Raw genomic sequence first — 22,107 nt, forward strand, 5'->3', positions numbered from 1 at the left:
TGACGTGGACGTCACTTGATTCCCGTGGTCGCGATTCCCTTGATGAGGAACTTCTGGCCGAACAGGAAGATCAGGAAGATCGGGATGAGCGAGACCACGCTCATCGCGAACATCTGGGCGTAGTTGGTCGTCCCCTGCGAGTCCTCGAACGAGCGCAGCGCGAGCGGGACGGTGTAGAGCTCGGGCTTGGTCAGGAACACGAGCTGCGAGAAGAAGTCGTTCCACGTCCAGATGAAGGTGAAGATCGCCGTCGTCGCGAGTGCGGGGACCATGAGCGGCAGGATGATCTGCAGGAAAATCCGGGGGTGGCCGGCTCCGTCGATGCGCGCCGCCTCGTCGAGCTCTTTCGGGATGCCGCGGATGAACTGCACCATCAGGAAGATGAAGAACGCATCGACCGCCAGCATCTTCGGCACGATGAGGGGCAGGAACGTGTTGATCCAGCCCAGCTGGGAGAAGAGCACGTACTGCGGGACGATGATCACGTGGATCGGGAGCATGATGCTCAGCAGCATCACGCCGAACCAGAAGCGCTTGCCCGAGAACTGCAGCCGCGCGAAGGCGTAGGCCGCCAGCGAGCACGACACCAGGTTGCCGATGATGCACCCGATCACGATCAGCGCCGAGTTCCACAGGTAGACGTTGAACGGATAGGTGAGCGCGTTCCAGCCGTCGACGTAGTTCGACACCTCGAAGCTGTCGAGGATGATGCCCGGGTCGCGGAAGATCTCCTCGTTGGGTCGCAGCGAGCTGACGACCATCCAGATCACCGGGTAGAGCATCCCGGCCGCGAGTGCGATGAGGAGCACGTGGCGCACGACGCTCGTCATCGGCTTGCGGAACGGGTTGCGGCGGCGGCCGGTCGGCGGTCGTCCGGTGACGATCGTCTCGGTTGCGAGCGGGACGGCCATGGGGGCGTCGTCAATCCTGGTCATCGTAGAAAACCCAATACCTCGAGGTCCAGAACATCAGGACGGTGAGCACGGCGATGATCACGAGAAGGAGCCACGCCATCGCCGATGCGTAGCCCATGTTGTAGTTGGTGAACCCCTGCTGGTAGAGGTACAGCGTGTAGAAGAGCGTCGAGTCCACAGGGCCGCCGCTGCCGCCCGAGACGATGTACGCCTGCGTGAACGACTGGAACGTGCCGATCAGCTGAAGGACGGCGTTGAAGAAGATGATCGGCGTCAGGAGCGGGATGGTGATCCGGAACAGCTGCTGACGCTTGTTGGCGCCGTCGACCGAGGCGGCCTCGTAGTACATGGTCGGGATCTGGCGCAGCCCCGCCAGGAAGATCACCATCGGCGAGCCGAACGTCCAGATGTTGAGGATCATGAGGGTGCCGAGGGCGGTGTCGGGGTTGGAGATCCATCCCTGCCCCTCGATGCCGAACAGGCGCAGCACCTGGTTGACCAGGCCGTCGATGCCGAAGATCTGCCGCCACAGGATCGCGATCGCGACACTGCCGCCGAGCAGGGACGGCAGGTAGAACGCGGACCGGTAGAACGAGAGTCCGCGCAGCCCACGGTCGAGGACGAACGCGAGCACGAGGGCGGCGGCCAGCTGCAGCGGCAGCGAGACGAACACGTAGGTGAAGGTCACCTGCAGCGCGGTGTGGAGTCGCTCGTCCTCCCACATGCGGGCGTAGTTCTGCAGGCCGATCCACTTCGGCGGGGCGAGCAGGTTGTACCGCGTGAACGACAGTCCGAACGAGGCGACCATCGGTCCGATCGTGATGAGCACGAGGCCCACGAACCACGGCAGCAGGAACAGGTACGCCGCCTTGTTCTGCTTCTTGCCGTCGGCCTTCGCGGTCTTGAGCTTGCCGAGCTCGCTGATGGCGCTCATTCGGCTGCTCCACGCGCGCGGCCGGGCGGCTGCGTTCTGGGGCGGTGCGTCGTCGTCACCGTGTCCTCCGGTTCATCGTCTTCGATGTGAGAAAGCGCATTCTGGAATGCGCTTTCTTTTCTAACAGGCCGGATGCCGGGATGCAATACTCTGCCGGAAAATCAGCCCAGATCCGTGACGGAGCTGCGAGAAAGGGCATTCACGAATCGGCCAGCCTCAGGCTGGAGCGGCGCCGTCCGGGCAAGACGAAGGCCCCGGATGCCAGGCATCCGGGGCCTTCGTGAGAAGAGCGTGATTACTTGAGGGTAACCGTCGCGCCGGCCTCTTCGAGAGCGGCCTTGGCCTTCTCTGCGGCCTCCTTGTTGGCGCCCTCGAGGACAGCCTTCGGGGCACCGTCGACGACGGCCTTGGCCTCGCCGAGGCCGAGCGAGGTGAGCTCGCGGACCGTCTTGATGACCTGGATCTTCTTGTCGCCGGCAGCCTCGAGGATGACGTCGAACGAGTCCTTCTCCTCCTCGACAGCGGCCTCGGCGCCCGCGCCACCGGCGCCGGCAACGGCGACGGGAGCGGCAGCGGTGACGTCGAACTTCTCCTCGAACGCCTTCACGAACTCGCTGAGCTCGATGAGGGTCAGGTCGGCGAACTGCTGGAGCAGCTCCTCAGTGGTGAGCTTCGCCATGATGTATCTCCTAGATAGATGGGGGTTTGTGTGGAGGAGATCGCCGGTCGCTTACGCGGCCTCGGCGGTCTCCAGCTTTTCGCGAAGCGCGTCGATGGTCGCGGCAGCCTTGCCCATCGTCGCCTTCATCATGCCCGCGGCCTTCGCAAGCAGAACCTCACGGCTCTCGAGCGAGGCGTACTTGTTGATCTCGTCGGCGTCGAGGGAGTTGCCCTCGAACACGCCGCCCTTGATCACGAGAAGCGGGTTGGCCTTGGCGAAGTCACGCAGGGCCTTCGCAGTGGCGACGAAGTCGCCGTGCACGAATGCGATGGCCGAGGGGCCCTTGAGGTCCTCGTCCAGCGACGTGATCCCCGCGTTGTTCGCGGCGATCTTGGTCAGCGTGTTCTTCACCACGGCGTATTCCGCGTCCTGACGGATGGTGTTGCGCAGCTGCTTGAGCTGGGCAACCGTCAGACCGCGGTACTCGGTCAGCAGAACGGCGTTCGAGTTCTCGAAGTTCTTCGTGAGCTCGGCGACCGATGCATCCTTCTGCGCCATGGTCACTCCTTGTGTGGATGAGACGCTCCGCGATGGCGGGGCGTCGGCCTCGACATCCGCTCATCAGGTCTCACCACGACAAAACAAACGCCCCGGCGCAAGCGCACGGGGCGGAATCCGGCTTTCGCCGTATCGGTCGTGTCCTGCGCGGGCCCCTGCGATGCAGTGCTTCGATCTTCGTGTGCTTTCGCGCACGTCGATGACCGGCGGTCTTCGGTTGCCACGAGTCTACGTGATGCCCGCGGACCCGCCAAATCGGGGTCGCCGCTCAGGCCGTGATGAAGTCGCGGTAGCGGTCGAGCGCCGCAGCGACCTCCGCGTCGGTCGCGGCATCCGTCGAGAACAGCTCCGGGATCGGCGAATCGGCGTGACGTCCGACGGCGACCGAGTGCGTCCACACTCCGATGACCTCGCCGCGGGCGACCAGGATCGGCCGCACGATGCCGTTCATGCTCGGGCCGATGGCCTTCAGGAACTCGGGCGCGCACGGCACCGAGCGATCGACGTAGGAGAGGTAGTACTCCTCGAACGGCGGCAGCGCGAGCACCTCGGGAGCCCCCGCGGCGCGCCGCGGTGCGGGGCCGGCCGCCACGTACAGCGGCTCGGCTTCGTCGTCCACGACGACGAGGCGATCGGATGCCGCGTCCGCCGCCGCGCGCGAGACGCCGAGCGGCAGCCCCGTCCACCACGCGAAGTCGCGCGCCCCGGCCGGGCCGTGCGAGGCGATGTAGCGGAAGAACAGCTCGCCGAGGGGATTCGAAGGCCACACGGGATCCGTCACCCACTCCTCGGTGAGCACGAGGTACTGCTCGCGTGTGGGGCCGCTCTCGCGAGGCACCACCGGCCCCTGACAGATGACGCCGGGCAGCGACAGCGACACGAGCAGGTGATAGCCCCGCTGCCGCGCGGTGCTGACTCCGCCCGCCTCGAACACGTCGAACAGCTCTTTTCGGGTCAGGCGGTTGGCGCCGCGGAGCGCGCCGCGGGCGAGGGTCTCGGCCCGCGCCATCTCGGCGTCGTCGATGCTCTCGGCCCGACGGACGGCTGCGACCTGGCGCGCCTGGCGCTCCCCCGTGATCGACAGCACCCAGGCGAGGTCGCGGGCGGGAAGGAGGTGGATGGTGCCCCGCTGCGTCCACGACCGAACGATCTCGCCGCGGTCGAACGCCGCGTCGACATCGCGCACCGTGGCGCGCCCACGGGTGCGCTGGGCGATCGCCCAGCGCCCGCCCCAGAACTCCTGCGCCTGGGTGGCGAGCATGTGCGAGGCGGCGTCGGCGATCGTGGGGGCGGGGGCGCTCAGACGATGCGAGCGGAGTCGCTGTTCGAGGATCTGCGCGGGACTCACGAGGCCATTGTGCCGTGCGCCCCCGACGCCCGCGTGATCAGGCGAACGGGTTCGCCGTCAGCGTGTACTTCGTCTGGAGGTACTCGTGGATGCCCTCCGCGCCGCCCTCGCGCCCGAGACCCGACATCTTCCAGCCGCCGAACGGCGCGGCCGCGTTCGAGACGACGCCCATGTTGAGGCCCATCATCCCGGTCTCGAGGCGCTCGATCATGCGCTGGCCGCGCGACAGGCTCTCGGTGAAGACGTACGAGACCAGTCCGTACTCGGTGTCGTTGGCGATGCGCACGGCGTCGTCCTCGTCGTCGAACGGGATGATCGCGAGCACCGGCCCGAAGATCTCCTCGCGGAGGATGTCGCTGCCGGGTCGGACGTCGGTGACGACCGTGGGCTCGTAGAACGTGCCGGCGCCTTCGAGCTCCTTTCCGCCGGTCTGCACCGAGGCGCCTCGCTCGACGGCGTCGTCGACCAGCGTGCGCGCCTTGTCGACGGCATCCTGGTTGATGAGCGGGCCGATGGTGACGCCGTCCTCGGTGCCGCGGCCGATCTTCATCGACTGGACGCGCTCGGTGACACGGCGCGCGAACTCGCCTTGGACCGAGCGCTGCACGATGAAGCGATTCGCCGCCGTGCACGCCTGACCGATGTTGCGGAACTTCGCGAGCATCGCACCTTCGACGGCCTTGTCGAGATCGGCGTCGTCGAACACCACGAACGGGGCGTTGCCACCGAGCTCCATCGAGGTGCGCAGCACGCCCTGCGCGGCCTGCTCGAGCAGGCGCTGGCCGACCTGGGTGGAGCCGGTGAACGACAGCTTGCGCAGGCGCGGGTCGCGGATGATCGGCTCGGAGACCTTGCCCGACGTCGACGTGGTGAAGACGTTGACGACGCCCTTCGGGAGTCCCGCGTCCTCGAGCAGCTTCGCGAAGGCGAGGGTGGTGAGGGGCGTGAGCTCAGCGGGCTTGATGACGACCGTGCAGCCGGCGGCGAGCGCGGGCGCGATCTTGCGGGTGGCCATCGCGAGCGGGAAGTTCCACGGCGTGATGAGGAAGCACGGGCCGACCGGGTGCTGCGACACGATCATGCGGCCGGTGCCCTCGGGGTTCGCGCCGTAGCGGCCCTGCACGCGCGCCGTCTCCTCGCTGAACCAGCGGAGGAACTCGCCGCCGTAGGCCACTTCGCCGCGCGCCTCGGCGAGCGGCTTTCCCATCTCGATGGTCATGAGGAGGGCGAAGTCCTCCTTGCGCTCCTGCAGCAGGTCGAATGCTCGGCGGAGGATCTCGGCGCGTTCGCGGGCCGGCGTCGCGGCCCACGCGGGGAACGCGTCGACCGCCGCGTCGAGGGCGGCCTTGCCGTCTTCGACGGACGCGTCCGCGATCTCCTTGACCGTGGCGCCCGTCGCCGGGTCGTAGACCTTGAGCGTGCGGTCGCCTGCCGCCGCGCGCCACTCGCCGCCGATGAACAGCCCGTCCGGGACGGATGCCAGCAGCTCGGTCTCACGGTTCTCGGTCACGGGGACTCCCTCGTCGTCGTCGGATGCCGCGGCCCGCGGCATCCCTCTCTCGATGGCTTTCGGGGCCATTCTGCCCGCTGGCCGCCGATGCGGCCGATATACGTGATGTACAGCTGCGAGGCGGTTATCACCGCGACGGATACTCTCAGCGGTCGGGCTCCGCCATCGCTCGCTGATCGATCAGGGATCCGGCGAAGAAGTCCGCGAGCTCCTGCGTCGCGGTGAGCGGCAGGACCGCGGCGACGTACTGATCGGGGCGCACGACGACGACCACTCCGTCGCGCGAGAGCTCGCGCTCGGCGAAGATGTCGGCGCGCGCCCAGGTGCTGGGCGCGGCCGCGTAGACCTTCTCCCAGTCGGTGAGACCGAGCGGCCCGGTGCGCGGGAGGAAGGCGGCCGGCACGAGCGAGATGTCGACGTCGTCGAAGCGCTGCTGATAGATCGCCTTGACGTCGAACACGGCGTCGGCGTCGGCCCCCGCCGGCGTGAAGCGAACGACGGGCGACTCGGCCGAGGTCAGCCACTGCGCCCATGCGGCCAGCGCCGAGTCGTCGCCGGCCGCCGGCCCGTCGGCGAACGCGTAGATGCGCCACCGCCCGTCGGCCTTCGCATGGTGCCCGAGGTGCACGGCGTTGCCGTCGCAGACACGGGTCACCTCGACGGACGTGAACCGCTTGCCGAGTGGGAATCCCGGGGCCAGGCTCTGGTGCGCGGCATCCGCCACGATCGTCGACGGGCCGTACTGCGTCATGAATCCCGACGGGAACTCCGCCGTCGCGAGGTAGTACGTCGCGAGGTCCTGCGCATCGGTGATCTCCTCCGGCTTGCGTGCCATGAGCGCCGACCACTCCTTGTCGAAGTCGATGAGCTGCTGCGCCACCGGCATGCGCTCCGCCGAGTAGGTCGACAGCAGCGACGACGGGCTGAGCCCGGTGAGGACGTGGCCGAGCTTCCAGCCCAGGTTGAACCCGTCCTGCATCGAGACGTTCATGCCCTGCCCCGCCTTGGCGCTGTGCGTGTGGCACGCGTCACCGGTGAGGAAGACGCGGGGGTCGCGGCCCGTCCCCTCGGAGACGTCGTCGAACCCGTCGGTGACGCGGTGCCCCACCTCGTACACGCTGTGCCACGCCACCTCCTTCACATCGATCGAGTAGGGGTGGAGGATGTCGTTCGCCCGGCGGATGATCTCTTCGATGGGCGTCTGGCGCACACGGTGGTCGTCGTCGGCCGCGACGGCGCCCAGGTCGATGTACATGCGGCTGAGGTAGCCGCCCTCGCGCGGAATGTGGAGGATGCTGCCGGCCCGCGAGGTGATCGCGCACTTGATGCGCCAGTCGGGGAAGTCGGTGTTCACGAGGACGTCCATGACCCCCCAGGCGTGCGCGGAGATGCCGCCGACGTGCTGGCGGCCGATCGCCGCGCGCACGCCGCTGCGAGCTCCGTCGCACCCGACGACGTACTTCGCCCGAACGGTGCGCTCCTCGCCCGCGCGCTCCCCCGCCGTGTGCCGCACGCGGACCTCGACCGGGTGGTCGCCCTCGTCGTGGACGGTGAGGCCGACGAACTCGACGCCATAGTCGGGAGCGACGCGGGCAGGGCCGTGCGCGGCCGCTTCGGCGAAGTAGTCGAGCACGCGCGCCTGGTTGACGATGAGGTGCGGGAACTCGCTGATCTTCAGGCCGTAGTCCTCGGTGCGCGCGGTGCGGACGATGTCGCCCGGGTTCTCGGGGTCGGGCCCCCAGAAGTTCATGTAGGCGATGTTGTACGCCTCGGCGACGATGCGCTCGGCGAACCCGAATGCCTGGAACGTCTCGACGCTGCGGGGCTGGATGCCGTCGGCCTGCCCGAGAACGAGCCGGCCGTCGCGGCGCTCGATGATGCGGGTGGTGACGTCTGGGAACTGCGACATCTGAGCGGCGAGGAGCATGCCGGCGGGACCCGATCCGACGATGAGGACGTCCATCTCGTCGGGGAGGTCGGCGGGCCGGTCGATGCCGGTGCCGGCGGCGTCCTGCACGCGCGGCTCTCCGGAGACGTACCCGTGGTGGTGGAACTGCATGACCCTGACTCCTGTTCCGACGGCGATGTCGAGTGCTCGCGGCGGCGGTGCTTGCGATGAGATGGTGCGTGTTCTATATTCGAACACCACGTTCTACTATTGAACAGATCGTATACGACTTCGCGAGCACCGGCAAGGGCTCGCGCACGAAGGAGACTGCCGTGGCGGACCAGAAGGCGCCCGCGTCGCAGACGCTGAGCCGCGGCATCCGGATCCTCGAAGTGCTCGCCGACGCCCGCGAGCCGCTCACGATCGACGAGATCGCCCGGCGCCTCGACGTGCACCGATCCGTCGCGTACCGGCTGCTGCGCACCCTCGAGGACCACGGGCTCATCGCGCGCGACGGCACCGGCCGCATCGCCCTCGGCGCGCGCATGGCCGCCCTCGCGGCGGGCGTCGCGCACGATCTCCAGGCCGAGGCGCTCCCCGAGCTGACCGACGTCGCCAACGAGCTCGGCATGACCTGCTTCCTCAGCGTGCTCGACCACGACGAGTGCGTCACGCTCGCGAGCGTCGAGCCGCGGCACGCGGTCGCGTCCGTCGCCCAGCGGCCGGGGACGCGGCATCCGGTCACTCTCGGGGCCCCCGGCAAGGCGATCCTGTCACTCGTGCCCGCAGCGTCGTGGCCCGACGGCGCCGATGCGCATCTGCGCGAGGAGGTGGCGGATGCCGCTCCCCGCGGCTGGTTCGAGAGCCACGACGAGGTCATCCCCAGCCTGCGATCGGTCGCCGTGCCCCTCGTCGTGCGCGGACGCGGCCCCGCGGCGATCGCCGTCGTCTACCTCGCGAGCCGGCACGACACGGCCGAGATCGCGAGGCGGCTGGAGCGCTCCGCCGCGGTCATCCGCCTGGCGCTCGGCGACTGACGTCCGCGAGCGCCCCGGGGATCAGGCGAACCGCTGCCCCACGAACGCGACGTCGTAGGCCGCGACGCGCTGCGGCACTCCCGCGAACGCCTCGGCACGGGCATCCGACGCCATGTACACCTTCTCGAGGGCGAGGAAGGCCTCCTCGTCTCCCTCGGCGCTGACGGCCCACACGAACTCGTTCGTCGCCGGCAGCCCGTAGGCGAACTCGATCGCGAACCCGGCGTCGGGACGGACGCGCGGCATGCAGCCCTCCCACCACGCCACGAAGGCGTCGTACTCCCCGTCGACGAGCGTGTACCGGCGCAGCTGGATGGTCCTCATGGGTCCATCTTGCCCGGCCGTGGATGGGGCACTGCCCTCGAGGAAGCGCAAATGACGGATTCGCGGTGTGAACGGCCGTCGATTGGGCACGCTGGGCGGGATCGCCGCCCGTATACTCGTGTCGTCCGGCGGGAACGTCCCCGTCGGTGCTCGAAAAAAGGGCACGCAGCGCGAACGCGCGAGACACATACGGCCTCACATCCGTTCGTCTCGCAGGAGTTCCCCATGCCCACCGTGTCCGCGCACGTCGCCCTCACCCTCGCCCGCCACATCGACCATGTGTTCGGGGTCATGGGCAACGGCAACGCGTACTTCCTCGACGCCCTCGAGCGGTCCACCGACGTCGCCTTCACGGCGGTCCGGCACGAGGCCGGCGGCGTCGTCGCCGCCGATGCCTTCCACCGCGCGTCGGGCCGACTCGCCGCGGCCACCGCGACGTACGGCGCGGGCTTCACGAACACCCTCACCGCGCTCGCCGAGGCCGTGCAGGCGCACGTCCCGCTCGTGCTCGTGGTCGGCGACGAGCCGACATCGGGCCCGCGCCCGTGGGACGTCGACCAGATCGCCCTCGCTTCCGCGGTCGGCGCCCGCACGTACACGGTCGGGCGAGCGGATGCCGCGGCCACCACCGTCATCGCGATCGAGCACGCCCTGACCTACCGCGTGCCGACGGTGCTCGCGATCCCCTACGACGTCGCGGCGCGCGACGCAGGCCCGGTGCCCGAGGCGCCGGAGCCGCGGATCCCCGGCCCGCTGACGCCCGCCGGCCCCTTCGCAGAGGGCGCCGTCGCGGATATCGCCGCGGCGCTCGCGGGAGCATCGCGCCCGTTCCTGCTGGCGGGTCGCGGGGCGTGGATCTCGGGCGCGAGCGGCGCTCTCGGCGAGCTGGCCGACCTCACGGGGGCGCTCACCGCGTCGACCGCGCTCGGCAGGGGCGTGTTCCCCCGCGGCGAGTTCGACCTCGGCGTGACCGGCGGGTTCGGCGCCGAGGGCGCCATGGAACTCGTCCGCCGGGCCGACGTCGCGGTCGTGTTCGGAGCGTCCCTGAACCAGTTCACGATGCGCTTCGGCGACCTGTTCGCACCCGGCACCCGCGTGTTCCAGATCGACGTCGCTCCGGCGGCGACGCATCCCCATGTCGGCGGCTTCGTGCGGGGGGATGCCGCGACCGTCGCAGGCTCGCTGATCCGGGGTCTGCGCGACCGGGGCACGGAGCCGACCGGCTGGCGCGAGTCGGTCGACGTCGCCGGCGCCCGACGCTACGACGAGGGAGTCGAGCTCGCGGCGGACGGACGCCTCGACCCGCGCGCCGTGGCCGCCCGGATCGGCGCCCTGCTGCCCGAGGACCGTGTCGTCGTGTCGGACGGCGGCCACTTCATCGGCTGGGCGAACATGTTCTGGCCGGTCGCCTCGCCCGACCGCATGATGATGGTCGGCACGGCGTTCCAATCGATCGGCCTCGGGTTCCCGTCGGTGGCGGGCGCCGCTCTGGCCCGTCCCGAGGCGACCGTCGTGCTGACGACGGGCGACGGCGGCGGGCTCATGGCCCTTGCCGACCTCGAGTCCGCGGTGCGCGTCGCGGGAGGACGCGGCATGGCCGTGGTCTGGAACGACGCCGCCTACGGCGCCGAGGTCAACCTCTACGGGCTCAAGGGGCTCGCGAAGGCGCCGATGCTCATCCCCGAGGTCGACTTCGCCGCGCTCGCCGCCGGCGTCGGCGCTGAGGGCGTCGTCGTGCGAACCCTGGCCGACCTCGAGCGCCTGGCGTCGTGGACCGCGGAGGACGCGGCATCCCGCCCCTTCCTCCTCCTCGACTGCCGCATCTCGGGCACCGTGGTGGCCCCGTACCAGGAGGAGATCATCCGCGTGAACTCGTAGCGCCCGGCCCGGCCAAGCCCGGTCCGGCTCGCGAGTGCGCAGGTTTCGCACTGGCGGCGCGTGTTCAGGGCGCAGGAACCAGGACCTCGCAGAAGACTGCGCCCTTGCGAGAAGCCGCCGCCGGGGGAGGTCAGGAACCCGTGAAGCCGGGCGTGCGCTTGGCTTGGAACGCGGCGAAGCCCTCGCGGTAGTCGGCGGTGTCGCGCAGCTCGGCCTGGCCGCGGTTCTCCTCCGCCACCACGCGCCACAGGCGCTCGTCGCGGAGGCGGTCGATCAGGTGCTTGGACGCGAGGAACGCCTGGGTCGGACCGGTCGCCGCACGCGCCGCCCGCTCGCGCGTGAACTCCTGCAGCTCGCCGGTCGGCATCGCCCGGCTGAACAGGCCCGCGGCCACCGCCTCGGCACCCGACAGCAGATCGCCGGTGTAGATGAGGTCGAGGGCGCGGTGGGCGCCGAGCCGCTCGTACAGCAGCGCATGGCCACCCGAGTCGAGCATCGCCCCGATGTTCACGAAGGGCGAGCCGACCTTCGCGGTCTCGGACACGTAGACGACGTCCGTCGCGATCGCGAGGCCGAGCCCGACCCCGAGGCATGCGCCCTGGACGGCGGCGAAGGTCGGGGCGGGGAACGCCGCCATGCGCCGCATGAGCGCCTCGACCGCGCCGAGATACCCGGTGACGTCGTCGGTCGCGGGATCGACGCCGGAGATGTCGCGTCCCGCGCAGAACGCGCGGCCCTCGCCGCGGAGCACGAGGGCACGGACACCGGATGCCTCGGCCTCGGCGTACGCGGCATCCAGCTCGCCGATCGCGTCGAGCGAGAGGGCGTTGAGCTTCTCGGGAGCGTTCAGGACGATCTCGGCGACGTCGTCGCCCACCTTCAGCGTGATCACGGATGCCTCTCTAGACGTCGTAGTCGACGACGACCCGGTCGGTCGTGGGGTGGGACTGGCACGTGAGGATGTACCCGCGCTCCAGCTCGTCGGGTTCGAGCGCATAGTTCTCGGTCATCGTGACCGACCCCTCGACGAGGCGCGCACGACACGTGCCGCACACGCCGCCGGCGCACGCGAACGGGGCGTCCGGCCGCACCCGCAGCGCGGCGTTGAGGATCGACTCGTGCGCGGCGACGGGACTCTCCACCGACGCGGACTGGCCGTCGAGCGTCACCTCGATGCGGTGCACCGGCTCATCGGCCCTGACCTCGACGGGCCGGCCCGACGGCGCTTCGACGCGGCCGCCCTCGCCGGTCGTGAACAGCTCGTAGCGCACGTGCTCCGGCGCGACGCCGATGTCGGCCAGGGTGTCGCGACACAGCTGGACCAGCTCGAACGGGCCGCAGAGGAACCATTCGTCGACGGTGTCGGGGAGGACGAGCGCGTCGAGGATCCGGCGCAGCCGCGGCTCGTCGATGCGCCCCGACAGCAGCGGTGCCGCACGCTGCTCGCGCGAGAGCACGTGGTGCAGCGCGAGGCGCGACGGGTAGCGGTCCTTGAGGTCGGCGAGGTCTTCGAGGAACATCACGTCGCTGGTGGAGCGGTTCGTGTAGACGAGCGTGAAACGCGACGACTCGGAGCGCGCGAGCACCGTGGCGGCGAGCGCCATGAGCGGCGTGATCCCCGAGCCGGCCGCGATGCCCGCGACGTGCGCGCCGTCGAGCTCGGCGAGCGTGGAGGTGAACGTGCCCTGCGGGCTCATCACGTCGATCTCGTCGCCGGGGCGGAGCTCGGACTGGGCCCAGGTCGAGAAGCGCCCGCCGAGGTCGCGCTTGATCGCGACGCTCATCGAGCCCGGCACGGGGGGCCGGCACAGCGAGTACGACCGGCGCACTTCGTGTCCGTCGACGACGGCGCGCAGCGCGACGTGCTGCCCGGCGAGGTAGTCGAACTCGCCCTGCAGCTCGGCGGGGACGTCGAACGTGACCTCGACGGCGGCATCCGTCAGCGGCCGCACCTCGGCGACACGGAGCGTGTGGAACCGGGTACGGCGCCGGGTCGGCGTCGACGGACCGCCCACCGCGCTCGCGAGCAGCGCCTCGGCGATCGCCTGCGGTTCGGGGGCCTCCCGGACGGAGCCCTCGGCGGAGGGCGCGGAGGCGTCGGCGGCCATCAGTGCACCTTGAAGTAGTCGAAGGGCTCGAGGCATGCGCGGCACTCGTAGAGCGACTTGCACGAGGTCGAGCCGAAGCGGGCGAGCTCCTTCGTGTCGAGCGATCCGCAGCGCGGGCACTTCACGGATAGCTGCAGTCTGATCGGTCCGGATGCCGCGGCCCGACCGGTCGGCGCGGCGATGCCGTACGCGCGGAGCTTCTCCTTGCCGACGTCGCTCATCCAATCCGTCGTCCATGCGGGTGACAGCGTGAGGCGCACCTCGACCGTCCCGAACCCGGCGTCGGTGAGGGCGAGCACGACGTCGTCTCGGATCGTGTCCATCGCGGGGCAGCCCGAATACGTGGGTGTGATCGTCACCGTCACGCGGTCGCCGTCCACCGCGACGTCGCGCAGCACACCGAGGTCCTCGATGCTGAGGACCGGGACCTCGGGATCCGGCACGGCGGCGGCGATCCGCCACGCGCGGGCCGCCGTGGCCGTCTCCGCTGCGCGGGTCTGCCGTTCGGCGAGGGTCACCATGTCGCCCCCGGGTGCTGTCGTGCGAGCACCTGCATCTCGGCGAGGAGAAAGCCGAGCGTGGCGAAGTGACGGCCATCGCGTCCGCCGCCCGACGAGACGAACCCCGCGGGCACGTCCAGCTCGGCCTCCGCGAACACCGCGGCGATGACCGCGTCGAAGGCCGCGCGCAACGACGACGGACGGACCGCGGCCCCTTCCAGCCGATCGATCAGCGGGTCGTCGCGGAAGAGCTCGTCGACGTACGGCCAGACGTCGCCGACCGCGCGGATCATGCGCGCGCGCGACTCGTCGGTGCCGCCGGCGAGGCGCAGCGTCCACTGCACGGCGTGGTCGCGGTGGTAGTCGACCTCTTTCACGGCTTTCGCCGCGATCGCGGCGAAGGTCGTGTCGGTCGACCGCTGCAGCGCGGTGTACAGCTCGAACTGGAAGACGGATGCCGCCAGCTGGCGGGCGATCGTCTGCGCGAAGTCGCCGTTGGGCTGTTCGAAGAGCCACGCGCAGCGGAACTCCGGCTCGTCGCGCCAGTACGCCAGGTCGTCCTCGGTGCGACCGTCGAACGTGCCCGCGTAGCGGAGGAACGACCGGGCGTGGCCGAGCAGGTCGAGGGCGATGTTTCCGAGGGCGACGTCCTCCTCGAGCTCGGGCGCGCGGGCGATCCAGGCACCGAGCTGCTGGGCGAGGATGAGCGCGTCGTCGCCCAGCCGGAGGGCGTATTCGGCGACGTCCGCCGTGGCGGCCTGCCCGCCCTCGCCGGCGAGCTCCGCCGAGAGCTCGATGCGGTCGACGGTGACCTCGCCGTGGGGGTCGATGACGCTCACAGGTGCGGCACCCCCTCCGACGCGGTGTAGTACACCGCGTGACGGTAGTTCTTGCCCGCGGGGCTCTCGAAGAACGCGCCTTTCGAATCGGGGTCGCTCGTCGTGATCGCGTCAGCGGGAACGACCCACACCGACGTGCCCTCGCCACGGCGCGTGTACAGGTCTCGCGCGTTGCGCAGCGCGAACTCGGCATCGGGGGCATGCAGGGATCCGGCGTGCACGTGGCTGAGTCCGCGGTTCGCGCGCACGAACACCTCCCACAGGGGCCAGGTCTCGCGCGGGGATGCGCCGGGGGTCGTCATCATGCCACCTTCCCTTCGACGCGCGCGGCCTCCTTGCGGGCGTACTCCGCCGCCGCTTCACGCACCCACGCGCCGTCCTCGTGGGCGTTGCGACGGTTGCGCAGACGCTCGGCGTTCATCGGCCCGCGGCCGCGCAGCACCTCGTGGAACTCGGTCCAGTCGATCTCGCTGGTGTGCCAGCGCTGCGCAGCTTCGTCCCACCGCAGCTCGGGGTCGGGGAGCGTCACGCCCAGCACCTCGGCCTGGGGCACCAGCATCCCGATGAACCGCTGGCGCAGCTCGTCGTTCGAGAACCGCTTGATCTTCCAGGCCATCGACTGCGCGGAGTTCGGGGACTCGTCGTCGGGCGGGCCGAACATCATGAGGCTCGGCCAGTACCAGCGGTCGACGGATTCCTGGGCCATCCGGCGCTGCGCGGGCGAGCCCTGCATGAGGGCCAGCAGGATCTCGAACCCCTGCCGCTGATGGAACGACTCCTCCTTGCAGATGCGCACCATCGCGCGCCCGTAAGGTCCGTAGGAGGCACGGCAGAGCGGCACCTGATTGCAGATCGCGGCGCCGTCGACGAGCCAGCCGATCGCGCCCATGTCGGCCCACGACGGGGTCGGGTAGTTGAAGATCGACGAGTACTTCGCGCGCCCCTCGATGAGCTGCTCGGTCATCTCGTCACGGGTGATGCCGAGGGTCTGCGCGGCGGAGTAGAGGTAGAGCCCGTGGCCGGCCTCGTCCTGCACCTTCGCCATCAGGATCGCCTTGCGCTTGAGGCTCGGCGCCCGGGTGATCCAGTTGCCCTCGGGCTGCATGCCGATGATCTCGGAGTGCGCGTGCTGCGAGATCTGGCGGATCAGCGTCTTGCGATAGGCCGCGGGCATCCAGTCGCGCGGCTCGATGCGCTGCTCGGCCGCGATGAGCGCGTCGAACGTCGCCTGCTCGGCGGCCTCGTCGGGCTGAGCCACGGCGAGGTCGGGTGCGGTGGTCATCATCGACTCCTTATTTACAGACCGTTCGTTCAGTAAGTTTAGCTTCGGGATGCCGCGCCCACAACCGCGGCGGAGCGGTCACTCCCCGGCGGCGCCGGACGCAGGGCGGCGGGTCGCGAGCGACCGGCCGCGGAACTCCGCGACCACCGCTCCGGTCTCGTCGGTGACCGTCACGTCGTAGAGCCCCGCGCGGCCGACGAGGGTCCGGCGGCGCGCGTGGGCGGTGAGCGTCTGACCGACGCGCGTCGGCGCGAGGAAGGCGATGTCGGCCCCCGCCGCGACGGTCACCCCGTCGTCCTCGTTGCAGGCGATCGCGAACGTCGTGTCGGCGAGCGCGAACACGAGTCCGCCGTGCGTGATCGCGAAGCCGTTGAGCATGTCGTCCCGCACGCGCATCGACACGATCGCCTCGCCGGGCTCGTCGCGCTCGACGACCATGCCCAGCGCGGCCGAGGCGTTGTCGCGCTGGAGCATGGGTCGTTGGCCCGCGAACCAGGTCGACGGGTCGGGGTGCCCGGGCCCGCCTTCGTCCGGATGCGCGCTGGGCGTCGGCGCGGTCACCGCCGGCGGGGGCGTGGCGCCGGGGATCGATCCCTCGCGCCCCGAGGCTCCGCGCGGCGCATCGGCACCGTGCGACGGAGGCGTGGGGACCGTCATCTCCCCGCCCCGATCGACACCGGCGCACCCGGGGCGGACGCGGCATCCAGCTCCTTCGCGACGAGCGTGAGCACGTCGTAGGTCGCGACGATCTCGTCGTCCTGGTTCAGGATGACGGCGTCCCAGCGCACCTCGCCGTACTCGTCGGTCTCGCGCGGAGTGATCTGCTTCGCGGTGAGCACGACGCGGATCTCGTCGCCGGGCGACACGGGCGTGATGAACCGGAGGTTCTCGAGGCCGTAGTTCGCGAGCACCGGACCCGGATCGGGGTCGACGAAGAGTCCGGCGGCCCACGACACGAGCAGGTAGCCGTGCGCCACCCTGCCGGGGAAGAACGGGTTGGCGGCGGCCGCCTCCTCGTTCATGTGCGCGTAGAAGAGGTCGCCGGTGAAGTTCGCGAAGGTCTCGATGTCGTCGAGAGTCACGACGCGGAGCGGAGAGGCGAGCTGGTCGCCGATCGCCAGTTCGGCGAGCGACTTGCGGAACGGGTGGCGATCGCTGCGGGATGCCGCGCCCTGGTGCCACACGCCGGTCAGCGCCGTCATCATCTCGGGCGAGCCCTGGACAGCCGTCCGCTGCATGTGATGCAGCACGGCCCGGATGCCGCCGAGCTCTTCGCCGCCGCCCGCCCGGCCCGGACCGCCGTGCACGAGGTGCGGCACCGGTGCGCCGTGGCCGGTCGATGTGCGCGCGTCGGCGCGGTCGAGGAACAGCAGGCGCCCGTTGAACGCGGCGATGCGAGAGAGGAGGGCCGTCGCGACGACGGGGTCGTTCGTGGCGACGCTCGTCACCAGCGAGCCGCCGCCGCGGGCGACGAGGTCGGCCGCCTCGTCGACGGTGCGGTAGGCCAGGACGCTGGCGACCGGGCCGAAGGCCTCGATCTCGTGAACCGCATCGGCCGAGGCATCCGCGAACCCGATGAGGACGGGCTCGACGAACGCCCCGTCGCCGGCCACGCCGACGGAGCCGTCGGCACGCACGATCTCGGGCGCGACGGTCGATCCGAGCAGCACACGACCACCCGCCGCCTCGAGCGACGACACGGCGCGCAGCACCTCGTCGCGCTGGGCGAGCGAGACGAGCGGTCCCATCGTGACGTTCGCGGCGTGCGGGTCGCCGATCACGACGCGCTCGGCGATTTTGGCGCGCAGTGCCTCGACGACGGCGTCGACCGAGCCCTCCGGCACGATCGCCCGGCGGATCGCCGTGCACTTCTGCCCCGCCTTGGTCGTGAGCTCGACGAGCAGCTGCTTCACGTACGCGTCAAACTCCGGCGTTCCCGGCACCGCGTCCGGTCCGAGCACGGACGCGTTGATCGAGTCCGTCTCGCTCGTGAACCGCACGCCTCCGGTCTGCACGCACTCGTGCGAGCGCAGGCGCTCCGCCGTCGAAGCGCTCCCGGTGAACCCGACGAGGTCGCCCAGCCGCAGGTGGTCGAAGATGCCCGGGATGCTGCCGCTCACGAGCTGCAGCGAGCCTTCGGGCAGAAGCCCGGTCTCGACGAGGATCCGCACCCACGCCTCGGCCACGTAGGCCGTCGGGGTCGCGGGCTTGACGACGGTCGGCACCCCGGCGAGGAACGCGGGCGCGAACTTCTCGAGCGCACCCCACATCGGGAAGTTGAACGCGTTGATCTGCACGGCCACGCCGGGCAGCCGTGTGTACACATGCCGCGCGAGGAATGAACCGTCCTTCGACAGCTGCTCGACGGGCCCGTCCAGATAGACCTGGGCGTTCGGCAGCTCACGTCGGCCCTTGGACGAGTACGTGAAGAGCACGCCGATGCCGCCGTCGACGTCGTTGAGCGAGTCCCGCTCGGTGGCGCCCGCACGCTTGGACAGGTCGTACAGCTCCTGCTTGCGCTCGGTGAGCGCGATCGCGAACTGCTTGAGGAGGAGCGCGCGCTGATGGAACGTCAGCGCGCCGAGGCTCGACTGCCCCTTCGTGCGCGCGAACTCGAGCACCGCACCCAGGTCGAGCCCCGCGGTGCTGATCCGGACGACCGGCTCGCCGGTGGAGGCATCCGCCACCGTGACGGCGTCCGCGCCCTCGGCCGGAGTCCACCACCGGCCGAGCACGTAGCTGGGAAGGACGTCGGTCATGACTCGCTCCATTCGTAGAAACCGCGGCCGCTCTTGCGTCCGAGGCGCCCATCGGCGACCATGCGGCGCAGCAGCTCGGGCGGCGCGAACCGGTCGCCCAGGCGCGCGTGCAGCTCCTCGGCGATTCCGAGGCGCACATCCAGTCCGACCAGGTCGGTCGTCTTGAGAGGGCCGACGGGATGCCGGTACCCGAGCTCCATCGCCGCATCGATGTCGGCGGCCGAGGCGACGCCCTCCTCAAGCATGCGGATCGCTTCGAGGCCGAGCGCGACGCCGAGGCGGCTCGACGCGAAGCCGGGAGCATCGCGCACGACGACCGGGGTCTTGCCGATCGCGGCGATCCACGCGCGGGCGTCCTCGATCAGGGCCTCGTCGGTCGCCCCTCCGGCGACGATCTCGACCAGCAGCGATGCCGGCACGGGATTGAAGAAGTGCAGGCCCAGGAACCGGTCGGGTCGTGCGAGGCCCGCGGAGAGGTCGTCGATCGAGATGGACGACGTGTTCGTCGCCAGGGCGGCACCGGCCTCGAGCACCCCCTCCGCGCGGGCGAGGGCCGCGACCTTGAGCTCACGATCCTCGGGCACGGCCTCGACGACGAGCCCGCAGCCGGCGAGGGCCGAGGCATCCGTCGCCGTCGACACAGCGGCCGCGAGATCGTCGTAGGTCCGCGACGTCGTGCCGCGCTCGACCGATCGGCGAAGACTCTCGAGGAGACGAGCGGATGCCGCGGCCGCCGCGTCGGCGTCGCGCTCGACCACGATCACGTCGGCGCCGGCGAGTGCGAACGCGTGCGCGATCCCGGCGCCCATGCGGCCGCCGCCGATCACGCCCACGCGCGCCGGGACGCGAGGCTCCGTGCCGGACCCGCTCATCGCTTCCGCCTCTCCAGGAACGCCGTCATGCGACGGATCTTCTCGGGACTCTCGAACAGCTCGGCCTGCAGCTCGAGCTCGATCGCCGGATGGGCGTCGGGCGAGGCGGCGAGCGCGGTCTTGGTGTGCCGGGTCGCCAGCGGGTCGTTCGCGGCGATGCGGTCGGCGAGGCCGTGCGCCGCGGCGAGGAGGTCCTCCGGCTCGTGCACCGACGACAGGAGACCCCACGACAGCGCATCGTCCGCGTCGAGGATCCGCCCCGTGAGGAGCAGCTCGGCGGCACGCGCGTCGCCGACGATCTGCGGAAGCCGCCAGGTCGCACCTGCGGCGGCGATGATGCCGAGGCCCGTCTCGGGGTTGCCGATCTTGACGCGCGGTGTGCCGATGCGCAGATCGGCCGCGTACGCGAGCTCGGCGCCGCCGCCCAGAGCGTAGCCGTCGATCGCCGCGATCACGGGCATCGGCAGAGCGCGGATCCGCTGGAACGCGCGGGTGTTGATGCCCCGGCGGGCATCGTCTGCTCGGCGGTCGCGCAGCTGCGCGATGTCGGCGCCCGATGCGAACACGCCCCCCGAGCCGATCAGGATCAGTGTGCGCGGCTGCTCTTCGAGCTCGGCGCACAGCTCGTGCAGCCGGTCGATGATCGCCTGGTCGATCGCATTGCGCACCTCGGGGCGCGACAGCGTCGCCACGACGCGGTCGTCGGAGCTCTCGACGAGCAGCGGCTCAGGCATCCGTCCGCTCCACGATCATCGCCGTGCCCTGCCCCACGCCGACGCACATCGTCGCCAGGCCGTACCGGACGCCGTCGCGCTCCATGCGTCCGAGGAGCGTCACGATCAGCCGGCTGCCGCTCGAGCCCAGCGGATGCCCGAGCGCGATCGCGCCGCCGTCGGCGTTGACGATCTCCGGATCGAGGCCGAGCCGGCGCATCGAGGCGAGCGACTGCGACGCGAACGCCTCGTTCAGCTCGACGGCGCCGAGGTCGGCGACGGTCAGCCCGGCCTTCGCGAGCGCCTTCTCGGTCGCCGGGACGGGGCCGAGACCCATGATCTCGGGGGCGAGGGCGGCGTTCGCGGTGGCGACGATCCGCGCGCGGGGGTGCAGTCCATGACGCTCGACCGCCGCGGCCGATGCCACGACGATCGCCGATGCACCGTCGTTGAGCGAGCTCGAATTGCCGGCGGTGACGACCTCGCCGCCGGTCACGACCGGGCGAAGGCGCCCGAGCGCTTCGAGCGACGTGTCGCGGCGCGGTCCCTCGTCGACGGAGACCTCGCCGGCGCGGGTCGGGACGGCGACGATCTCGGCCTCGAACCGGCCGGCGTCGATGGCCGCGATCGCGCGCTCGTGGCTGCGGAGCGCGAAGGCATCGGCATCCGCGCGCGAGATCCCGTCGAGCCGGGCGACCTCCTCGGCCGTCTCGGGCATCGAGAACGTCGCCTTGTCGCGCGCGGCCATGCGCGGATTCACGAAGCGCCAGCCGATCGACGTGTCGAACGCCTCGCCCGGCTTGCCCCACGCGCGGTCGGGCTTCGCCTGCACCCATGGCGCGCGGGTCATCGATTCGACGCCGCCGGCTACCATCGCGTCGGCGTCGCCCGCGCGGATCGCCTGTGCGGCGAGCGCGATGGCGGACATCCCGGAGGCACAGAGGCGGTTGACGGTGAGGCCCGCGACCTCGTCGGGGAGACCCGCCAGGAGGGCGGCCATGCGGGCGACGTTGCGGTTGTCCTCACCGGCCTGGTTCGCCGCGCCGAGGATCACCTCTTCGACGGCTGCGGCGGGGAGTCCGGCGCGGATGACGGCCTCGCCCACGACGAGGGCGGCGAGGTCGTCGGGACGCACTCCCGCGAGCGCGCCGCCATAGCGGCCGACCGGCGTGCGCACGCCTCCGACGAGGTAGGCCTCGGACATCGTCATCCTTCCGCGGCCGCGTCGATGCGGCCCCGGCATCCAGGATAGCTAACCGATCGTTCAGTAATCCAATCTTCGTGCGGCCCGGCGCCCCGCTACCACGGCGCGGGCGACGGCGCAGCCGCTCGGCGATGCGACACTGGTGCCATGCCCGCCATCGACGTCGACCGCGCGAACGGCCCCGCGCCGCGTCGCGGACGCCCCGGCTACGACCGCGCGCAAGTGCTCGAGATCGCCGTCGCGCTCTTCAACGAGCAGGGCTACGACGCCACCTCGGTCGCCGATCTGGCCACCCGTCTCGGACTCACGAAATCCGCGCTGTACCACCACTTCGACTCGAAGGAGCAGCTGCTCGCCCTCGCTCTCGACGAGGCGCTGAGCGGTCTCGAGGGCGTGCTCGACGAGCCCGACGCCCGCACGGGCACCGCCGCCGAGCGCCTGGGCGCGGTGCTGCGCGGCGCCGTCCGAGTGCTCGTCGACCGCCTCCCCTACGTCACCCTGCTGCTGCGCGTGCGCGGCAACAGCGACATCGAGCGGGCCGCGCTGGCGCGGCGCCGTGCGTTCGACCATCGCGTGACCGCACTCGTCGAGGAGGCCCAGTCCGCCGGGCTGGTGCGTCGCGACATCGACGGCCCCGTCGCCACGCGACTGATCTTCGGCATGGTCAACTCCATCGTCGAGTGGTACCGCCCCGGAGGCCCCGTCGACCGCGAGCGTCTCGCGCACGACGTCGTGGCCGTGGTGCTCGACGGCATGCGCACCCGCTGAGCCGCAGCAT

General features: G+C 70.7%; 22 protein-coding genes. 3 read left to right on the plus strand and 19 right to left on the minus strand.

Features of this window, described 5'->3' with window-relative positions; genetic code table 11:
* Positions 1–11 precede the first annotated feature (11 nt).
* The 7 genes from EER34_RS16700 to EER34_RS16730 all read right to left on the minus strand — a co-directional run bounded on the left by EER34_RS16700 (position 12) and on the right by EER34_RS16730 (position 7,984).
* Positions 12–935 carry a carbohydrate ABC transporter permease gene (locus EER34_RS16700; RefSeq protein WP_240642462.1) on the minus strand — a complete coding sequence of 308 codons (924 nt, stop codon included), beginning with the start codon at positions 933–935 and terminating at the stop codon, positions 12–14.
* On the minus strand, positions 922–1,848 hold the full coding sequence (locus EER34_RS16705) for a carbohydrate ABC transporter permease (protein ID WP_127476767.1): 927 nt from the start codon (positions 1,846–1,848) through the stop codon (positions 922–924). The genes EER34_RS16700 and EER34_RS16705 overlap by 14 nt, the downstream gene beginning before the upstream one ends.
* Before the next feature lie 295 nt (positions 1,849–2,143).
* Positions 2,144–2,527: a 50S ribosomal protein L7/L12 gene (gene rplL, locus EER34_RS16710; RefSeq protein ID WP_127476768.1), complete on the minus strand. Its 384-nt coding sequence runs from the start codon at positions 2,525–2,527 to the stop codon at positions 2,144–2,146.
* A 51-nt stretch (positions 2,528–2,578) separates the two neighbouring features.
* Positions 2,579–3,067: a 50S ribosomal protein L10 gene (gene rplJ / locus EER34_RS16715; RefSeq protein WP_127476770.1), complete on the minus strand. Its 489-nt coding sequence runs from the start codon at positions 3,065–3,067 to the stop codon at positions 2,579–2,581.
* Between the two features lie 268 nt (positions 3,068–3,335).
* Positions 3,336–4,415 carry a winged helix DNA-binding domain-containing protein gene (locus tag EER34_RS16720; RefSeq protein ID WP_240642464.1) on the minus strand — a complete coding sequence of 360 codons (1,080 nt, stop codon included), beginning with the start codon at positions 4,413–4,415 and terminating at the stop codon, positions 3,336–3,338.
* Positions 4,416–4,452: 37 nt separating this feature from the next.
* Positions 4,453–5,967 carry an NAD-dependent succinate-semialdehyde dehydrogenase gene (locus EER34_RS16725; protein ID WP_164743608.1) on the minus strand — a complete coding sequence of 505 codons (1,515 nt, stop codon included), beginning with the start codon at positions 5,965–5,967 and terminating at the stop codon, positions 4,453–4,455.
* Between the two features lie 103 nt (positions 5,968–6,070).
* A complete protein-coding gene (locus EER34_RS16730; RefSeq protein WP_127476771.1) occupies positions 6,071–7,984 on the minus strand; it encodes an FAD-dependent monooxygenase in 1,914 nt (637 codons plus the stop codon).
* Positions 7,985–8,145: 161 nt separating this feature from the next.
* On the opposite strand from EER34_RS16730, the gene EER34_RS16735 reads away from it, so the two are divergent.
* Positions 8,146–8,850, plus strand: coding sequence for an IclR family transcriptional regulator (locus tag EER34_RS16735; RefSeq protein ID WP_240642466.1), 705 nt, complete (start codon positions 8,146–8,148; stop codon positions 8,848–8,850).
* A 21-nt stretch (positions 8,851–8,871) separates the two neighbouring features.
* Here the strand turns inward: EER34_RS16735 and EER34_RS16740 are convergent, their stop codons facing one another.
* On the minus strand, positions 8,872–9,174 hold the full coding sequence (locus EER34_RS16740) for a hypothetical protein (RefSeq protein ID WP_127476775.1): 303 nt from the start codon (positions 9,172–9,174) through the stop codon (positions 8,872–8,874).
* A gap of 225 nt (positions 9,175–9,399) precedes the next feature.
* Here EER34_RS16740 and EER34_RS16745 point away from each other — a divergent pair, with 225 nt between their 5' ends.
* Positions 9,400–11,052: a thiamine pyrophosphate-binding protein gene (locus EER34_RS16745; protein WP_127476777.1), complete on the plus strand. Its 1,653-nt coding sequence runs from the start codon at positions 9,400–9,402 to the stop codon at positions 11,050–11,052.
* Between the two features lie 130 nt (positions 11,053–11,182).
* On the opposite strand, the gene EER34_RS16750 is transcribed toward EER34_RS16745, so the two are convergent.
* From EER34_RS16750 to EER34_RS16800, 11 genes are all read right to left on the minus strand, one after another.
* Positions 11,183–11,944, minus strand: a complete 762-nt coding sequence (locus EER34_RS16750) for an enoyl-CoA hydratase/isomerase family protein (RefSeq protein WP_127476778.1) — start codon at positions 11,942–11,944, stop codon at positions 11,183–11,185.
* Positions 11,945–11,954: 10 nt separating this feature from the next.
* The gene (paaE, locus tag EER34_RS16755; RefSeq protein ID WP_127476780.1) at positions 11,955–13,160 is read right to left on the minus strand and encodes a 1,2-phenylacetyl-CoA epoxidase subunit PaaE; all 1,206 of its coding nucleotides are present in this window, start codon (positions 13,158–13,160) and stop codon (positions 11,955–11,957) included.
* The gene (gene paaD, locus EER34_RS16760; protein ID WP_127476782.1) at positions 13,160–13,681 is read right to left on the minus strand and encodes a 1,2-phenylacetyl-CoA epoxidase subunit PaaD; all 522 of its coding nucleotides are present in this window, start codon (positions 13,679–13,681) and stop codon (positions 13,160–13,162) included. Before paaD ends, paaE begins: the two co-directional genes overlap by 1 nt.
* Positions 13,675–14,499 (minus strand): 1,2-phenylacetyl-CoA epoxidase subunit PaaC, encoded by an 825-nt coding sequence (paaC, locus tag EER34_RS16765; protein ID WP_127476783.1) that lies wholly within the window; start codon positions 14,497–14,499, stop codon positions 13,675–13,677. Before paaC ends, paaD begins: the two co-directional genes overlap by 7 nt.
* Positions 14,496–14,801, minus strand: coding sequence for a 1,2-phenylacetyl-CoA epoxidase subunit PaaB (paaB, locus tag EER34_RS16770; protein ID WP_127477002.1), 306 nt, complete (start codon positions 14,799–14,801; stop codon positions 14,496–14,498). The genes paaC and paaB overlap by 4 nt, the downstream gene beginning before the upstream one ends.
* Positions 14,801–15,784, minus strand: a complete 984-nt coding sequence (gene paaA / locus EER34_RS16775; protein WP_127476785.1) for a 1,2-phenylacetyl-CoA epoxidase subunit PaaA — start codon at positions 15,782–15,784, stop codon at positions 14,801–14,803. Before paaA ends, paaB begins: the two co-directional genes overlap by 1 nt.
* Before the next feature lie 75 nt (positions 15,785–15,859).
* Positions 15,860–16,438 (minus strand): hydroxyphenylacetyl-CoA thioesterase PaaI, encoded by a 579-nt coding sequence (gene paaI / locus EER34_RS16780; RefSeq protein ID WP_240642467.1) that lies wholly within the window; start codon positions 16,436–16,438, stop codon positions 15,860–15,862.
* A complete protein-coding gene (paaZ, locus tag EER34_RS16785) occupies positions 16,435–18,540 on the minus strand; it encodes a phenylacetic acid degradation bifunctional protein PaaZ (RefSeq protein WP_127476786.1) in 2,106 nt (701 codons plus the stop codon). The genes paaI and paaZ overlap by 4 nt, the downstream gene beginning before the upstream one ends.
* A complete protein-coding gene (locus EER34_RS16790; protein ID WP_127476788.1) occupies positions 18,537–19,412 on the minus strand; it encodes a 3-hydroxyacyl-CoA dehydrogenase family protein in 876 nt (291 codons plus the stop codon). The genes paaZ and EER34_RS16790 overlap by 4 nt, the downstream gene beginning before the upstream one ends.
* Complete coding sequence (locus EER34_RS16795) at positions 19,409–20,146, minus strand: enoyl-CoA hydratase/isomerase family protein (RefSeq protein ID WP_127476790.1); 738 nt, start codon at positions 20,144–20,146, stop codon at positions 19,409–19,411. Before EER34_RS16795 ends, EER34_RS16790 begins: the two co-directional genes overlap by 4 nt.
* The gene (locus EER34_RS16800; RefSeq protein WP_127476791.1) at positions 20,139–21,329 is read right to left on the minus strand and encodes a thiolase family protein; all 1,191 of its coding nucleotides are present in this window, start codon (positions 21,327–21,329) and stop codon (positions 20,139–20,141) included. The genes EER34_RS16795 and EER34_RS16800 overlap by 8 nt, the downstream gene beginning before the upstream one ends.
* Positions 21,330–21,476: 147 nt before the next feature.
* Here EER34_RS16800 and EER34_RS16805 point away from each other — a divergent pair, with 147 nt between their 5' ends.
* On the plus strand, positions 21,477–22,097 hold the full coding sequence (locus EER34_RS16805) for a TetR/AcrR family transcriptional regulator (RefSeq protein ID WP_127476793.1): 621 nt from the start codon (positions 21,477–21,479) through the stop codon (positions 22,095–22,097).
* Positions 22,098–22,107: the final 10 nt, after the last annotated feature.

The sequence above is a fragment of the Microbacterium sulfonylureivorans genome (genome assembly GCF_003999995.1).
GTDB lineage: Bacteria > Actinomycetota > Actinomycetes > Actinomycetales > Microbacteriaceae > Microbacterium > Microbacterium sulfonylureivorans.

Bases quoted from the DNA above. Each gene is read 5' to 3' on its own strand.
- EER34_RS16700 (WP_240642462.1), bottom strand. From the start codon at position 935: ATGACCAGGATTGACGACGCCCCCATGGCCGTCCCGCTCGCAACCGAG.
- EER34_RS16705 (WP_127476767.1), bottom strand. From the start codon at position 1,848: ATGAGCGCCATCAGCGAGCTCGGCAAGCTCAAGACCGCGAAGGCCGAC.
- rplL (WP_127476768.1), bottom strand. From the start codon at position 2,527: ATGGCGAAGCTCACCACTGAGGAGCTGCTCCAGCAGTTCGCCGACCTG.
- rplJ (WP_127476770.1), bottom strand. From the start codon at position 3,067: ATGGCGCAGAAGGATGCATCGGTCGCCGAGCTCACGAAGAACTTCGAG.
- EER34_RS16725 (WP_164743608.1), bottom strand. From the start codon at position 5,967: ATGCCGCGGGCCGCGGCATCCGACGACGACGAGGGAGTCCCCGTGACC.
- EER34_RS16730 (WP_127476771.1), bottom strand. From the start codon at position 7,984: ATGCAGTTCCACCACCACGGGTACGTCTCCGGAGAGCCGCGCGTGCAG.
- EER34_RS16740 (WP_127476775.1), bottom strand. From the start codon at position 9,174: ATGAGGACCATCCAGCTGCGCCGGTACACGCTCGTCGACGGGGAGTAC.
- EER34_RS16745 (WP_127476777.1), top strand. From the start codon at position 9,400: ATGCCCACCGTGTCCGCGCACGTCGCCCTCACCCTCGCCCGCCACATC.
- paaE (WP_127476780.1), bottom strand. From the start codon at position 13,160: ATGGCCGCCGACGCCTCCGCGCCCTCCGCCGAGGGCTCCGTCCGGGAG.
- paaD (WP_127476782.1), bottom strand. From the start codon at position 13,681: ATGGTGACCCTCGCCGAACGGCAGACCCGCGCAGCGGAGACGGCCACG.
- paaB (WP_127477002.1), bottom strand. From the start codon at position 14,801: ATGACGACCCCCGGCGCATCCCCGCGCGAGACCTGGCCCCTGTGGGAG.
- paaA (WP_127476785.1), bottom strand. From the start codon at position 15,784: ATGATGACCACCGCACCCGACCTCGCCGTGGCTCAGCCCGACGAGGCC.
- paaI (WP_240642467.1), bottom strand. From the start codon at position 16,438: ATGACGGTCCCCACGCCTCCGTCGCACGGTGCCGATGCGCCGCGCGGA.
- paaZ (WP_127476786.1), bottom strand. From the start codon at position 18,540: ATGACCGACGTCCTTCCCAGCTACGTGCTCGGCCGGTGGTGGACTCCG.
- EER34_RS16790 (WP_127476788.1), bottom strand. From the start codon at position 19,412: ATGAGCGGGTCCGGCACGGAGCCTCGCGTCCCGGCGCGCGTGGGCGTG.
- EER34_RS16795 (WP_127476790.1), bottom strand. From the start codon at position 20,146: ATGCCTGAGCCGCTGCTCGTCGAGAGCTCCGACGACCGCGTCGTGGCG.
- EER34_RS16800 (WP_127476791.1), bottom strand. From the start codon at position 21,329: ATGTCCGAGGCCTACCTCGTCGGAGGCGTGCGCACGCCGGTCGGCCGC.
- EER34_RS16805 (WP_127476793.1), top strand. From the start codon at position 21,477: ATGCCCGCCATCGACGTCGACCGCGCGAACGGCCCCGCGCCGCGTCGC.